This window comes from Actinomadura mexicana (assembly GCF_900188105.1).
In the GTDB taxonomy this organism is placed as follows: Bacteria; Actinomycetota; Actinomycetes; order Streptosporangiales; family Streptosporangiaceae; genus Spirillospora; species Spirillospora mexicana.
Window position 1 is genome coordinate 1 of the sequence record NZ_FZNP01000021.1, and the last position, 14025, is coordinate 14025.

Consider the following 14025-nt stretch of genomic DNA (forward strand, 5'->3'; position numbering starts at 1 on the left):
AACACCCGGTCCCATCCCGAACCCGGAAGTTAAGCCCTTCAGCGCCGATGGTACTGCATGGGAGACCGTGTGGGAGAGTAGGACACCGCCGGACTCATATTGCAGAAAGGCCCCGCCGTTACCGGCGGGGCCTTTCTCATTTTGCCGGAGCGTCTCGGCGAAGAATGGTCGTGGTCGTCGTCTCCAGGCTCGATGATCAGCGAATCGGTACGACGGACCGCGAGGCACGGAGGCCGGCCATACGACGGCGTGCTGCTGGTCTGACGTGACTTCGTTGTGAAGGTTCAGCCGTCGGCACGGCCCGGGGCACGACAGATCGGCCTTGGTTCGACCTGGCCTCGCGCGCCGATCGCCAAGTGGACGTGCGATGAGCCGGTCGATGATAGGTGCCTGGCGCTGGTCGTGCATGTCTGCTGGGCCGCCAGGTCTCATGCGTCTTTGGTGCCGGGTCTCCCCCTTCGGGCTCCCCGGCAAGATCAGTCGCGCTGGGTGGCTGCCGCTTGCCAGCAGGACGAGGCCCTGGTGGCGACGCTGCCGAAGGTGCGCGGCGGGGGCCGGCTGTTTCCGCGGGCCCGGCGGGATGTCCGCGCGAAGCGCGACGAGCCGCCGAACGGAGGGCGCTACAGCTAGCCGGCGGGGGCGTCAGTCAGGACCTTCGCGTAGTTGGAGAGCGAGCGGTTGTAGCGGGGGAGATGGCGGGACAGGGCGCCCAGTGCGAGGCCGGCCGCCTCGCGTTCGCGTCCGACGTCGGTGAGCGCGAGCGCGAGGAACGCGGTGACGGCGTCGTCGAGTTCGTCCGAGCCGGCCTCGCGTTCCGCGCTCAGGAGGGTGACGCTCTCTTCGGCGCGGCCGAGATTGCGGAGCGTGCTGGCGTACTGGATCGTGGCCTGCCTGCGCCGCGCTTCGGGGAGCCCCGCGGCGAAGGCCCGCCGGTAGTGGTCGGCGGCCTTCGCCTCGTTGCCGATCGAGTCGTGCGCGGACGCCAGCTCGTACTCGCCGACGGCGTCGCCGGGCGGAAGCTCGGCGGTCAGGGCTTCGACCTTCCCGAGGAAGTCTCCGGGGTCGTGGTCGTCGAAGGCGTCCCAGAGGTCGCCCATGCGCTGCTCCCAGCCGGGCGCGGGGTTGATCATGATCGTCATGATACGGTCACCGGTCCCCGTTCCGGGGCGGCGAGGTCGAGGCAGAGCGCGGCCGGATGCCGGATCGACGTGCCGGTGTTCCAGACGACGTCGTGCGGTGCGTGATGCAGCCGGGCCGCCGGGAAACGGCGGGTGAGCTCCCGCAGGACGACGGCCAGCTCCAGCCGGGCCAGCGGGGCGCCCAGGCAGACATGTGGGCCGCTTCCGAAGGCGAGGTGGGAGTTCTGGGCGCGCCGGAAGTCGATGTGCTCGGGATCCTCGAACACGTCCGGGTCGCGGTTGGCGCGTTCGATCGCCGGAATCACCAGGTCGCCCTCCCGCAGTCGAACGCCTCCGAGTTCCACCTCGCGGACGGCCCGGCGCGGCTGTGCGGATTCGAAGACGGTGCCGGGAGTGGTGCGCAGCAGTTCCTCGACCGCACGGGGAATGTGGTGGGGATGTGCCGCAAGAAGCCGGTAGAGGGTGTCGCCGCCGTCTTCTCTGGTGGTGAGCAGCCGGAACAGGTGGCCCGCGATCGCGGCGGCGGTGGTCTCCCAGCCCGCGATGACGACACTGGCGGCCAGGAGCGCCGCCTCCTCCAGGCCGGTCTGCCGGCGGACGGCGTTTCCGGCGATCACGGCGAGGAGGTCGGCTTCCTCAGGGCCGGGTTCCGCGTCCGCCATGAGTCCGCCGAGGCGTCCGGCCATGTAGGCGCTCATCTCCAGCATGGCGCGCTCGTTCTCGGCGGCGTGGTCGGCGCCCGTGGAGAGGAACATGTCGCCCCACGTCCTGAACAGCGGCAGGTCGTCTTCCGGTAACCCCATGGCGCCGCCGATGACGCCGAGCGTGAGGGGCATGGCGAGTTGCTCGTTGACCTCGATCGGATCGCCCGCCTGGACGAGCGCGTCGAGCAGCCGGGAGGTGAGGCGCTCGACCGAGGGCCGGTACCGGTCGATGCGGGCGGGCGCGAAGGCGTTGGCGACCAGGTCGCGGTGCACGCGGTGCTCCCGGCCGTCCCGTGCCAGCATCGTCGGGGACGTGCGCGGATAGGGCGGGATCGCGTCGGCCCCCGCGCGGCGGAACGTGTCGTGTTCGCGCAGGACGCGCAGGCAGTCCGCGTGCCCGGTGACGAGGAACGCCTCATGCCCTTCTGGAAGCCGGACACGGGTGACGGGTGCGAGCCCGTTGTAGAGGGCGGACAACCCCATCGGGTCGGTGGGCCGGTGCCCGTCGACCGGAACGTCCTGACAGGGGAACGGGTAGCGCGGAAGATCGGTCGCTGTCACATCGCTCCTCGCGGCTCTCGCCGAGGCGTTTGATCTGTCTGCCTCGAAAGTCGGCGGCACCCCTGCGCCTGTCAACCCGGACGAGTTCGATGTGGCGTCGGCGACACATGGGGTCGGCGCAACCCGCGCGCAGCGTGGGATGCGGCAGGATTGGACCTCCCGGCCACGGTCGGGATCATGGTCGCGCCGGTGCCAACCCACACATCTCGCACCGGCGCGGCCGCCGGCTCGCAGATCAGACGTCGGCTGCACGGTCCTCGGCGGCGCCGAGTCGTTCGTCGGGCGTCGCGGCGCTCCGGCAAGTCTGAAGGGTTCCGAGGCCCCGGTGCGCAGGCTCTGCAGGAAGCCGGAGCGTGCCGGGCCCGGTTGGCCCGTGGCCGTGCTACTCCTGCCATCGGCGCGGGCGCCAGCGCAGACGTCGCCAGCGTTCGGCGGTGTGAACAGGCGATGCCAGACAGACTTGGCCCCGGCGCGGATTGGACCTGTTCCCTGGCAAGACCGGGTCATAACGTCCGCCCATGCGTAGCAGACGACGTTTCGCCCTGGCGGCCGTGGCCGCGTTTCCCCTCATGGCCGCCCTGCCGGCGGCGTCCGCCGCGGACTTTGGCGCGACCGCCGCCGGGACTGTCTTCCACCCCAACCCCGTCCAGCAGCTCGGCGACCAGTCCCTGACCGACGCGAAGGACGCCGACTACGCGGCCCTCGCGCCCGCCTACCGGCAGGTGACCCTCACCGACCTCGACGGGTCCGGCTCGCTCACCGGGCGGTACGTGCGGGTGAAGAGCGAGACCGGCAAGGCCGCCCGGATCGACGCCGGCGCGCTGCCCGCCTACCACCGCGACTCTGACCAGTTCGAGCAGGTGATGGGCTACTACTGGGTGACGGCCGCGCAGCGGTACTTGCAGCACCTCGGGTTCGGGTCCGGTCTGCGCCCCGTGAACCAGCGGCAGATCGAGCTGCGGATCAACCAGTACGGCGGTGACAACTCCTTCTTCCGCGGCGACAAGGCGAACATCACGCTCGGCAAGGGCGGTGTGGACGACGCCGAGGACGCCGAGGTGATCGTCCACGAGTACGGCCACTCCGTGCAGGACGGCCAGGTCGCCGGGTTCGGGACGAACCTGGAGTCGGGCGCGATCGGGGAGGCGTTCGGCGACTACCTGGCGGTGGCGGTCACCGGTTGGGCGACCGGTACGCCGTCCAGGACCCCGGAGCCGTGCGTCGCCGACTGGGACTCGGTGTCCTACACGTCCGGGCCCGCGCACTGCCTGCGGAGGCTGGACGGGACGAAGCAATACCCCGAGGACATGGCCGGCGAGGTCCACGCCGACGGCGAGATCTGGTCGCGGGCCCTGTGGGACATCCGGCAGGCGCTCGGCGACGCCCGGGCGAGCACGCTGATCGTCGAGGCGCAGTTCGCGTTCGCGCCGGACACCTCGTTCAAGGCCGCCGCCGAGGCGACCGCCGCCGCGGCGCAGCGCCTCTACGGCGCGACGGCCGCGCGGGCCGCGCGGGAGGCGTTCGCCGCTCGGGGCATCCTGTGACCGCGTGATCGTCAGGGGGCGTGGTGCGGCCGGGACGGGCGTCGTAGCATTCGCTCATGATCGCGGCCGCACTCGCCTTCGCCCTCGCAGCGATGATCGTCAACGTGGTGCCGGGGCTCGACACGTTCCTGGTGCTGCGGACCTCGGTCACGCGGGGACGCGGCTGCGGGCTGGCCGCGGCGCTCGGCGTCATGGCCGGATGCGCGGTGTGGGGGCTCGCCACGGCGGCCGGGCTGACCGCTCTGCTGACCGCGTCGCACGCCGCGTACACCGCGGTGCGCGTCTGCGGCGCCGCCTACCTGGTGTGGCTCGGGGCGACGGCGCTCTGGCGTGTCAGGAGGAAGACCGAGGCCGAACCTCCGGAGCCCGTCGTGGACGCGGGACGGCGTGCGGCCTTCCGCGCCGGGGTCGGGACCAACCTGCTCAACCCCAAGGCGGGCGTCTTCTACATGAGCCTCGTGCCGCAGTTCATGCCGCACGGGGCGCCGGTGTTCGGCACGACGGTCCTGTTCACCGCGATCGACGTGGCCGAGCTGGCTCTCTGGTTCTGGATCGTGTCGGGCGCGGCCGCAGCCCTGGGGGAGCGGCTGCGGCGCCCGTCTTTCCGGCGGCGGATGGAGCGGCTCAGCGGGGTCGCCTTCCTCGGCTTCGCCGCGCACCTGCTGGCCGACCGGCCCTGACCGGGTGATCGTCGTCACCGGGTCGGGGTGCCGGGGTTGCGGCGAAATCGGTGGGCCGCCGTCCCGGACGCCGTAGGCTGCTCGGGTGACTGAGAAGCTGTGGCACATCGAGCCGTCGGGGCCGCTTCGCGGGGACGTCACCGTGCGCGGGGCGAAGAACGCGGTCAGCAAGCACATGGTCGCGGCGATGCTCGGGGACGGGCCGAGCACGATCGGCAACGCGCCGGACGTCGGTGAGGTCGGCATCACGGCGGGCATGCTGGAGCACGTCGGGATGACCGTGGAGCGGTCCGGCGGCGATGTGACGGTCGTGCCGGGACCGGTGTCGGACCCGAGCGTCGGCAAGGCGTTCACCGGCCTGAACCGCATCCCGATCCTGATGCTGGGCCCGCTGCTGCACCTGGCCGGTGAGGCGTTCGTGCCGCTGGTCGGGGGCGACCCGATCGGGCGGCGGCCGGTCGACTTCCACGTGGAGGCGCTGCGGGCGTTCGGGGCCGAGGTGTCGCACGCGTCCGACGGGATCCACGCGCACGCCACGCGCCTGGTCGGGACGCGCATCGAACTGCCGTACCCGAGCGTCGGCGCCACCGAGACGGTGCTGCTGGCGGCGGTGCGCGCCGAGGGGAAGACCGTCATCCGCAACGCGGCGACCGAGCCGGAGATCACCGAGCTGGCGCTGTTCCTGCAGCGGATGGGCGCGCGGATCTCCTTCGCCCCCGACCGGCGCATCGTCGTGGAGGGCGTCGAGCGGCTGAGCGGCGCGCAGACGCGGCTGGGCGGCGACCGGATCGAGGCGTTCTCCTACCTGGTCGCGGGTCTGGTGACGGGGGGCGAGGTGCGGGTGCACGGGTGCCCGCAGGACCGGCTGGTCACCGCCATCACGACGCTGACCAGGATGGGCGCCGAGTTCAAGATCACCGACGACTGGATCATGGCGTCCGCGCCCCACGGCCTGCGCCCCGCGGCGGTGCAGACCGACACCCACCCCGGGTTCGCGACCGACTGGCAGACGCCGCTGATGGTGCTGTTCACCCAGGCGGACGGCATGTCGGTGCTGCACGAGACCGTGTACGAGAACCGGCTCGCCTACGTCCCGGCGCTGCAGAGCATGGGCGCGGAGATCGAGGTCTACGACACGTGCCTGGGCGGTCCCGCCTGCCGGTACCACGACACGGCGGCGCTGCACTCGGCGGTGGTGCGCGGGGTGTCCAAGCTCCGCGGCGGCGACGTGACCATGCCCGACATCCGGGCCGGGTTCTCGGCGGTCCTTGCGGCGGCGGTCGCGGAAGGACCGTCCACGCTCCGGGGCGTGCACCACATCGAGCGCGGCTACCACCATCCCGTCGAGCAGTTCCGGACGCTGGGCCTGTCGCTGCGGGCGGGCTAGGACGGACGGCCGGAGGCCGGAATCGTCCGGGGCCAGGTGAAGGTGAGCGACCCGCCGACGGGCAGGTCGTGCCAGAGCGGCGCCAGCTCGTCCAGCCTCGCCAGGACGCGGTCCACCGCTGGCCTGTCCCCGGCCGGGATCGGCCGGCGCTCGGCCCAGGCGGGGGTCTGCGCCCCGGCGCGGCGGCGCCAGGCGATGTCGCACAGGCCCGCCAGGTATTCGGACCTCTCCATGTCGCCGCGGTCGGACCGGCTGAGGAACGCCTCCCGCTTCTTCAGCCGGCGCCGCTCCCTGGCCCGCCGCCGCGGATCGCCGGGCGTTTCGTCCGTCTCGGTGAAGTCGCCGCCGCCCGCCGCGGCCCGTCCGAACACGCCGGACGTGAGGCCCGTCTCCGCTTCGGCCAGGTAGTGGACGAGATCATGCGGGATGTGGTCGTCGTAACCGGGGGCCGGGTCCATCCGGCGCGGCTGCCGGCCCGGGTGCCTGACGACGGTGGCGTACCGGCGTTCACCCGTCCGCTCGAAACTCACGTCCATGCGGCCAGGCTAGGCCGAAGCCTTCCCGCGCCGCATTCCCTTTTCCTACGGTGGTGATCGGACGTTCGAGGGGGCGCCGTGGAGTTCGACCGGACCGATCCGTACCCGTTCTACGCTCGGGCGCGCGAGGCCCAAGGGCTGACCTTCGTCCCCGAGCTGGACGCCTGGCTCGTCGCCCGGCACGCCGACGCGCGGGCGGTGCTGCGCGATCCGGAGACCTTTTCCTCGGCGAACGCGATGCGGCCGGACGTGATGCCGGGGCCCGAGGCCCTGGCAGTGCTGCAGTCGGTGCCGCAGGGCCGCCCCGTCGTGCTCACGGCGGACGGCGACGACCACCGGAGGGTGCGCGAGCCGCTGACGCGCGGGCTGTCGTCGAAGCGGGTCGCCGCGGCCCTCCCGTTCATCACACGCCGGGCCCGGGAACTGGTCGCCTCCTTCGCCGGCGACCACCGCGTCGAGCTGATGGGACGGTACGCGCGCGTCCTTCCGGGCGAGGTGATCGGGCACATGCTCGGCGTCGACCCCGATGAGGTGCCCGCCCTCATCGAGGGCAGCTACCGGGCGGAGGACCTCGTCTTCCGGCCGATGAGCACGGACGAGCAGGTCGCAGCCGCCGAGCGGGTCGCGGGCATGAAGCGGGTGCTGGACGCCCACGTGCGGGACCGGGAGCCGGGGCAGGACCTGTGCGGCGAGATGGCGCGCGCGATCGAGCCGCACGGCACGCTCATCTCCAACCTGCAGAACATCCTGCTGGCCGGGCACCTGACGACGACGGCGCTCATCGGGACGGCGGTGCTGCACCTGCTGCGGAACCGGGAGCAGTGGGAGCTGCTGTGCGACCGGCCCGAGCTGGTACCGGCGGCCGTCGAGGAGGCCGCGCGCTACGACACGGCGATCCAGGGGCTCCGCCGGGTCACGACCCGGCCGGTGCGGGTGGCGGGCACCGACCTGCCCGCGGGTGCCGAGGTCTTCGTGGCCTTCGCGGCCGCCGGGCGCGATCCGGGGGCCCAGGACCGTCCCGACGAGTTCGACATCACCCGCGAGCCGGCGCGGCACCTGGCGTTCGGGCACGGCGTCCATGCCTGCCCGGGCTCGCAGCTCGCCCGCGCGCAGGTCCGCGTCACGCTGGAGGAGCTGACCGCGCGGCTGCCGGGCCTGCGCGTCGAGGAGCCGGTGGAGATGCTGCCGAGCCTGATCCACCGCTCGCCCGAGGAGCTGTTCCTTACCTGGTGATGGCCGAAACCTACAAGACGGGCGCGCCCGCGGCGGCCACGCTGGAGGCATGGACCTGACCAGGGCATCCGACTTCATGGCCATGCACGCGCGTCCGCTGGACCGCCGCCGCTTCGAACTGCTGACCGGGGAGGGCGACCGGGCCGCGCTGCTCGCCGCGCTCAACGCCCACCGGAACCCCGACGGCGGGTACGGCCACGGCCTCGAGCCCGACCTGCGGTCGCGGACGAGCCAGCCGGGCCCCGCGCTGCACGCGTTCGAGGTCTTCGAGGAGCTCGCGCCGGCGACCGCCCCGGAGGCGGTCGCGCTCTGCGACTGGCTGGACTCGGTCACCCTGCCCGACGGCGGCCTGCCGTTCGGCCTGCACGTCCCCGACCCCGCCGGCTGCGCGCCGTTCTGGGCGCAGGCCGACCCCGGGACGTCCTCGCTGCAGAGCACCGCTGCTGTCGCCGCCATGGCGCAGCGCGTCGCCGCCCACGACCCGGCGGTCGCGGGGCACCCCTGGCTCGACCGCGCCACCCGCTACTGCCTCGACGCCCTCCGCGCCGCGGACACGATGCACGCCCTGGAGGTGGAGTTCGCCACGTGGCTGGCCGACGCCGTCGACGACGCCGAGGCCATCGCCCTGCTCGGCGAGCACATCCCGGACGGCGGCCTCCTCCACGTGGAGGGCGGCCTGGAGGACGAGGTGCTGCGCCCGCTCGACTTCGCGCCCTTCCCGGGCAGCCCGGCCCGGTCCCTCTTCGAGCCCGGTGTCGTGGCGGCCGAGCTTCGGCGGCTCGACGGCATGCAGGAGGACGACGGCGGATGGCGCGTCGACTTCGCGTCCTACTCGCCCGCCGCCGAACTGGAGTGGCGCGGGTACGCCACCGTCAGGGCCGTCTCCATCCTGATCCGCAACGCCGTCCGCTAGCCGCCGTCCGGGTGCGGGCGGGAGCGCGTGGGATCCTGGGGACGCAGGCCACATCCGACGGCACCGGAGGCTCCCGATGGACAACGGCCCGGGTCACACGGCGCTCACCCCGCTCGCGTTCCTCGAACGGTCGGCGCAGATGTTCCCCGGCAAGACCGCCTACGCCTTCGGGGACCGGCGCGCCGGCTACGCCGAGTTCGCCGCCGAGACGACCCGGCTGGCGAACGCGCTGCGCGCCTCGGGTGTCGAGCCCGGAGACCGGGTCGCCTACCTGGCGCCCAACATCCCCGAGCTTCTCGTCGCGCACTTCGCGGTGCCGCTCGCCGGGGCCGTGCTCGTCGCGGTCAACACGCGGCTGGCGCCGGACGAGATCCGCTACATCCTCGACCACTCGGGCGCGAAGGCGGTGGTCGTGGACGCGGGGCTGCATCCGTCCGTGGCGCCGATCGCGGACGGCCTGCCCCTGACGGTCACCATTGCCGCGTCCGGCGCCGAGCCCGACCCGGCGGTCGGCGGCATCGGCTACGAGGAGCTGATGGCGCGCGGCTCGGACGACCCGCTGCCCTGGGCCGTCCCGGACGAGAACGCCGCCATCTCGATCAACTACACGTCCGGCACCACGGGACGGCCGAAGGGCGTCGTCTACACGCACCGCGGCGCCTACCTCAACGCGCTCGGCGAGGTCGTGCACTCGCGGCACACGTCCGAGAGCGTCTACCTGTGGACGCTGCCGATGTTCCACTGCAACGGCTGGTGCACGCCGTGGGCGCTCGCCGCGATCGGCGGGACGCAGGTGTGCCTGCGCGCCGTCGCCGCCGCGGAGATCTGGCGGCTCATCGACACCGAGGGCGTCACCCACCTCAACGGTGCCCCGACGGTCCTCGTGACGATCGCGAACGCGGCGGAGGCGCACCCGCTGGAGCGGCCGCTGACCGTCACGACGGCGGGCGCGCCGCCGAGCCCGACGATCATCGGCCAGATGGAGGGTCTCGGGGCGGACATCGTGCACGTGTACGGGCTGACGGAGACCTACGGTCCGTACTCGGTGTGCGAGCCGCAGCCCGGCTGGGCGGGGCTGCCCGCCGGGGACCGGGCCCGGCTGCTGGCCAGGCAGGGCGTCGGCATGATCCAGACCGACGGGCTGCGGGTCGTCGACGGCGACATGAACGACGTCCCGGCCGACGGGACGACGCTCGGCGAGATCGTCATGCGCGGCAACAACGTCATGAAGGGCTACCACCGGGACGAGGAGACCACCGCGCACGCGTTCCGCGGGGGCTGGTTCCACTCCGGCGACCTCGGCGTCCGGCACCCCGACGGCTACGTCGAGCTGCGGGACCGCTCCAAGGACATCATCGTCTCCGGCGGGGAGAACATCTCCACGGTCGAGGTCGAGCGGGCGATCGACTCGCATCCCGCCGTGCTGGAGGTCGCGGTCGTCGCGGTGCCGGACGACAGGTGGGGCGAACGCCCCAAGGCGTTCGTGGTGCTGCGCGACGGGCGCGCCGCCACCGAGGCCGAGCTGGTCGAGCACGTCCGGGCGAGCATCGCCCGGTACAAGGCGCCCGACGCGGTGGAGTTCGTCGCCGAGCTGCCCAAGACGTCCACCGGGAAGATCCAGAAGTTCCAGCTCCGCGAGCGGGAGTGGGCGGGGCACGACCGCCGCGTCCAGGGCTGAGGACCCCGCCGCCGCGGGACCTCCCGCCGTGTGAGGCGCGGCGGTTCGCGGAACGGTCTTCTGCGCCGGGCACCCGGGCCGCCGGGTGCGAGGGAGGGGGGAGCATGGCGCCGCCTACCGGCGGCCGGTGATGCGGGCGCAGCGCCGATCAGTAGCGCCGCTCCTCGCGCCCGTAACCGAGCTGCTCGGCCACGTCGGCGACGTTTTCGTACTCGCGCTTCGGCAGCGTCCGCAGCTGGTCGAGCGCCTGGTCCGGGGCTCCGCCCTCGGCCGCGTGCCGGACCAGCTCGTTCGGGCGGGCCGGGTAGCGGGCGCCGCTGAGCATCCGGGCCAGGGCGCTGCGGCCCTCCACGTCCTGCGCGCTCATCCCGGGCGGGGACCCTTCCCGATCACCGGCGGTGGCCGCCGCCGGGTCGGCGGGGTAGTCGTTGGAGAACGGCTCGGTCTCCTTGAACTCCTCGGCGCGCGTGGGATGGCCGCCGCTGACCATGCCCTGGGTCTCGCGGCCGAGCTCCTCGTCCAGCCTCGCGCCGTGCTTGTCGCTCTTGTCTGGCATCTCATCCTCCCTGCGCGGCTACCAGATGGAACGTTCCCAGGCGCGTGTCCGAACATGCGGGCGATCTCGCCGCGGCGGCGCGGTACGGTGTGGCGCATGCTGCCGGAAGAGGGCGTGAACGCGGTCCGGGTCGTGGTCGGGCTGCTGGTGCGCGGCGACTACGAGGAGCTCGAGACCCTCACCGAGGGACGCAGGCTGAGCGCCGCGGAGATGGCCGGCGCGGTGACCGCGTCAGGGCGCGACCTGATCAGCCCGCCCGACGACGCCTTCGCCGACCTGGAGGTGGCGGGGATCGAGCAGGTCTCGGGCGGGGAGCGCGCCTTCCGCGTGGCGCTCCCGCTGTGGACCGCGCAGGAAGGACTCTCCTCGCTGGCGCTGCGGCTCACCCTGACCGAGGTCATGGACGGCGTGTGGACCGTCGAGGTGGACGGCATCGGGGAGGCGGCCGCCGGCTGAGCCGGGCGGCGGCCGGTCAGGACTGCGACAGCCGCATCATCCGCAGGACGCGCCGCACCAGCGAGTTCTGCCCACCCGCGCCCGGGGCCTCCGGCTCGGCCGCCTCCTCGGCGGCGGGGGAGGGCTGCGGCTCCGGCGGGTCACCGGCCAGCTCGTAGGTGACCGGCAGCGACCGCAGGCCGCGCATCAGCGGGGACGAGCGCCACGCGAGCTCGTCGGCGGGCAGCGCGAGCCGCAGCCCGGAGAACCGGTCGAACAGCCGCTCCACCGCGATCGCCGTGATGCCGGTGGCGAGGTCGCGGCCGAGGCAGGCGTGCGGACCGGCGCTCCACGCCAGATGGGCGCGCGAGCTGTAGATCGAGTCGGGCCCGCCGCCCGCCGCGAACGCCGGGTCCCGGTGCGCGGCGGCGGGCGAGACCATGACCGGGTCGCCCGCCGCGATCTGGAACCGGCCGAGGCGCACGTCGGCCTTGGCCCACCGGAACGCCAGGTTCGCCATCGGCGGGTTCGCGGCCGCGGCCCGGTTGATCGCCTCCTGGAGCATCCCGGCCGACAGGCTGTCGCGGGCGCCGGCCTCGCCGGCGAGCACCTCGGTGACGGTGTTGCCGATCAGCGTTGCGGTCACGTCGCCGACGAGGCCGGTCATCATCGCCATCTCGGCGGTCAGCTCCTCGGCGGTCAGGTCGGGCACGGCGGCGAGCATGAAGGACGGCAGGTCCTCGCCGGGGGCCGCGACCCGCGCCGCGCACAGGTCCGCGACCCGGGCGAGCAGCCGGGCGGACGCCTCCTGGGCGTCCGGGCCCGCGTCCATCACCCGCCACAGGTCGGTGATCAGCCCGTCGCCGTCGCCGTCGTCGCCCCCGGAGCCGAGCAGCCGACCGATCACCATCAGCGGCAGCGGCCGCGCGTACTGCGCCGACAGGTCCGCCGACCCGGACCGGCCGCCGCTCTCGCAGATCACCGTGAGCAGCTCGTCGGCGTACCGCCGGACGGCCTGCTCCAGGGCCTTCGCCTCCGGCCGGCTCCGGTCCTGGAACGGCCGCAGCCCCTCGCTCCAGGCGCCGCGCAGCCGGGTGGAGTCGGCGCCGTCGCGGAACCCGCTGTTGTCCGACTCGACCACCGGCAGCATCGGCCAGTCGGCCGGGACCGCGCCCTCCCGGTACGCGCGCCAGGTGCCGACCCTCCGGCTCCAGTTCCCGCGCGCGTCGCGCAGGATGTCGAGCGTCTGGGCGTAGCCGATGACGAGCCAGGCCGGCACCCCGAGGACGTCCACCGGCGCGACGGGCCCGTACTCCTCCCGCAGCCGCTCGTAGAACACCGAGGGACGGGACTCGTGGTCGGGATCCAGCAGCGGCTGGACGGCGAGCGCCTCCAGCGGCGGATGGGCGGGGGCGGGCTCGGCCTGCGGCGTCTGGGGCTCCACGTGCACAAACCCTAGGAGAGAACGTTTGTCGACGGCCGGTTTATGCTGGAACTTCCCACGGCGATCTTTCGGCGTGCACGGGCCCGCGGCCATCGCGGGGTGTGTGACGCTAGGAGTGCCCATACACGAGCTGGAGGTCCGCATGGCCGACTCCGCAGAAGCGCCCGAAAACGGCGAGGACAAGGTGAAGCGCAGGTTCCGGGAGGCCTTGGAGCGCAAGCGCGGCGCGGAGGGAAAGAACGGAGGCGCCGGCGGCCGGAGCGGTTCGAAGGTGCGCGGCACCCACGAGCGCGCCGACCATCAGCGGCAGTTCCGGCGCAAGAGCGGCTGACCGGGCCGCACCGATCGGCAGGCCCCCGCGCGGAAGGCGCGGGGGTCGTCCCGTCCTTCCGGCGGCACCCCGCGGCGATCACGGGCCCGACCGGGGCGGGCCTCCCGTTCCGCCGAGATGGGCAGCCTGACCCCCGGTGGCGGACCCGGCCGGTACCCGGGCTCGGCCACAGGCCGCATCAGCCCTGGTAGAGCTTCTTGCTGTAGTTCGCCTCGCTGTAGTACTCCCGGAGCTCCTCGACGCTCTCCTCGGTGTACTGGACGTCCTTGACGATCCTGGCGTGCGGCGGCAGCGCCTCCGGATTCCACGACTCCGGCTTCCACAGCTTCGAGCGCATGAGCGCCTTCGCGCAGTGGAAGAAGATTTGCTCGATGTCCACGACGAGCGCGAGGGCCGGCCGGTGCCCCTTGACGACCATCTCGTCGAAGAACGGCGCGTCCCGGACCAGCGTGGCCCGGCCGTTGATCCGCAGTGTCTCGGCGCGCCCCGGCACGAGGAAGACCAGACCGACGCGCGGGTTGCTCAGCACGTTCATGAACCCGTCCGCGCGGCGGTTGCCGGGACGGTCCGGGACGGCGATCGTCGTGTCGTCGATGACGTGCACGAACCCCGGGGGGTCGCCCTTGGGGGAGACGTCGCAGTTCCCGGCGGCGTCGCTGGTGGCGATCAGGCAGAACGGGGACCGGGCGAGCCACTCACGGTCCCAGTCGTGCAGCGCGACCCGCTCCTTGTCGATCGCCCGCCGCATCGGCGTGCCGAGAAGCTCGCGCAGCTCCGCCGCTGAGGTGATCGCAGTGAACTCGGGGGCGACCGTCATCGCCGCTCCTTCCGCCGGGAGAATCCGAAGATCAGCGTAACCCGGGCGGTTTCGGGCGCCCGGCGGC

At 73.1% G+C, this 14025-nt stretch carries 14 protein-coding genes and 1 rRNA gene; 9 read left to right on the plus strand and 6 right to left on the minus strand.

The window, feature by feature from the left end:
- A 5S ribosomal RNA gene (gene rrf / locus CHC11_RS35255) occupies positions 1-94 on the plus strand; the annotation flags it as partial.
- Between the two features lie 532 nt (positions 95-626).
- Here the strand turns inward: rrf and CHC11_RS35260 are convergent.
- Together CHC11_RS35260 and CHC11_RS35265 are read right to left on the minus strand one after the other, a co-directional pair.
- The gene (locus CHC11_RS35260) at positions 627-1130 is read right to left on the minus strand and encodes a tetratricopeptide repeat protein (protein WP_089316337.1); all 504 of its coding nucleotides are present in this window, start codon (positions 1128-1130) and stop codon (positions 627-629) included.
- A gap of 5 nt (positions 1131-1135) precedes the next feature.
- Positions 1136-2404 carry a cytochrome P450 gene (locus tag CHC11_RS35265; RefSeq protein ID WP_179279165.1) on the minus strand — a complete coding sequence of 423 codons (1269 nt, stop codon included), beginning with the start codon at positions 2402-2404 and terminating at the stop codon, positions 1136-1138.
- A 518-nt stretch (positions 2405-2922) separates the two neighbouring features.
- Between CHC11_RS35265 and CHC11_RS35270 the strand changes: the two genes are divergently transcribed.
- The 3 genes from CHC11_RS35270 (at position 2923) to murA (ending at position 6015) form a co-directional block, all read left to right on the plus strand.
- Positions 2923-3948, plus strand: coding sequence for a M4 family metallopeptidase (locus tag CHC11_RS35270; RefSeq protein WP_089316232.1), 1026 nt, complete (start codon positions 2923-2925; stop codon positions 3946-3948).
- A gap of 56 nt (positions 3949-4004) precedes the next feature.
- Positions 4005-4628: a LysE family translocator gene (locus CHC11_RS35275; protein WP_089316233.1), complete on the plus strand. Its 624-nt coding sequence runs from the start codon at positions 4005-4007 to the stop codon at positions 4626-4628.
- Between the two features lie 85 nt (positions 4629-4713).
- Positions 4714-6015, plus strand: coding sequence for a UDP-N-acetylglucosamine 1-carboxyvinyltransferase (gene murA / locus CHC11_RS35280; protein WP_089316234.1), 1302 nt, complete (start codon positions 4714-4716; stop codon positions 6013-6015).
- Here the strand turns inward: murA and CHC11_RS35285 are convergent.
- On the minus strand, positions 6012-6551 hold the full coding sequence (locus CHC11_RS35285) for a hypothetical protein (protein ID WP_089316235.1): 540 nt from the start codon (positions 6549-6551) through the stop codon (positions 6012-6014). The two genes, murA and CHC11_RS35285, sit on opposite strands and share 4 nt — an antisense overlap.
- A 78-nt stretch (positions 6552-6629) precedes the next feature.
- Here CHC11_RS35285 and CHC11_RS35290 point away from each other — a divergent pair, with 78 nt between their 5' ends.
- The 3 genes from CHC11_RS35290 (at position 6630) to CHC11_RS35300 (ending at position 10375) form a co-directional block, all read left to right on the plus strand.
- Complete coding sequence (locus tag CHC11_RS35290; protein ID WP_089316236.1) at positions 6630-7784, plus strand: cytochrome P450; 1155 nt, start codon at positions 6630-6632, stop codon at positions 7782-7784.
- 49 nt (positions 7785-7833) lie between these two features.
- A complete protein-coding gene (locus tag CHC11_RS35295; RefSeq protein ID WP_089316237.1) occupies positions 7834-8697 on the plus strand; it encodes a hypothetical protein in 864 nt (287 codons plus the stop codon).
- Positions 8698-8773: 76 nt separating this feature from the next.
- Positions 8774-10375 carry a long-chain-fatty-acid--CoA ligase gene (locus tag CHC11_RS35300; protein WP_089316238.1) on the plus strand — a complete coding sequence of 534 codons (1602 nt, stop codon included), beginning with the start codon at positions 8774-8776 and terminating at the stop codon, positions 10373-10375.
- 148 nt (positions 10376-10523) lie between these two features.
- On the opposite strand, the gene CHC11_RS35305 is transcribed toward CHC11_RS35300, so the two are convergent.
- The gene (locus CHC11_RS35305) at positions 10524-10931 is read right to left on the minus strand and encodes a DUF2795 domain-containing protein (RefSeq protein ID WP_089316239.1); all 408 of its coding nucleotides are present in this window, start codon (positions 10929-10931) and stop codon (positions 10524-10526) included.
- 96 nt (positions 10932-11027) lie between these two features.
- On the opposite strand from CHC11_RS35305, the gene CHC11_RS35310 reads away from it, so the two are divergent.
- Positions 11028-11387 carry a DUF7668 domain-containing protein gene (locus CHC11_RS35310; protein ID WP_143227432.1) on the plus strand — a complete coding sequence of 120 codons (360 nt, stop codon included), beginning with the start codon at positions 11028-11030 and terminating at the stop codon, positions 11385-11387.
- 16 nt (positions 11388-11403) lie between these two features.
- Here CHC11_RS35310 and CHC11_RS35315 read toward each other — a convergent pair whose 3' ends face one another.
- A complete protein-coding gene (locus tag CHC11_RS35315) occupies positions 11404-12810 on the minus strand; it encodes a cytochrome P450 family protein (protein WP_089316338.1) in 1407 nt (468 codons plus the stop codon).
- A 142-nt stretch (positions 12811-12952) separates the two neighbouring features.
- Between CHC11_RS35315 and CHC11_RS35320 the strand changes: the two genes are divergently transcribed.
- Positions 12953-13141, plus strand: a complete 189-nt coding sequence (locus CHC11_RS35320) for a DUF5302 domain-containing protein (RefSeq protein ID WP_089316241.1) — start codon at positions 12953-12955, stop codon at positions 13139-13141.
- A gap of 178 nt (positions 13142-13319) precedes the next feature.
- Here the strand turns inward: CHC11_RS35320 and CHC11_RS35325 are convergent, their stop codons facing one another.
- The gene (locus CHC11_RS35325; RefSeq protein WP_089316242.1) at positions 13320-13958 is read right to left on the minus strand and encodes a pyridoxamine 5'-phosphate oxidase family protein; all 639 of its coding nucleotides are present in this window, start codon (positions 13956-13958) and stop codon (positions 13320-13322) included.
- Between the last annotated feature and the right edge of the window lie 67 nt (positions 13959-14025).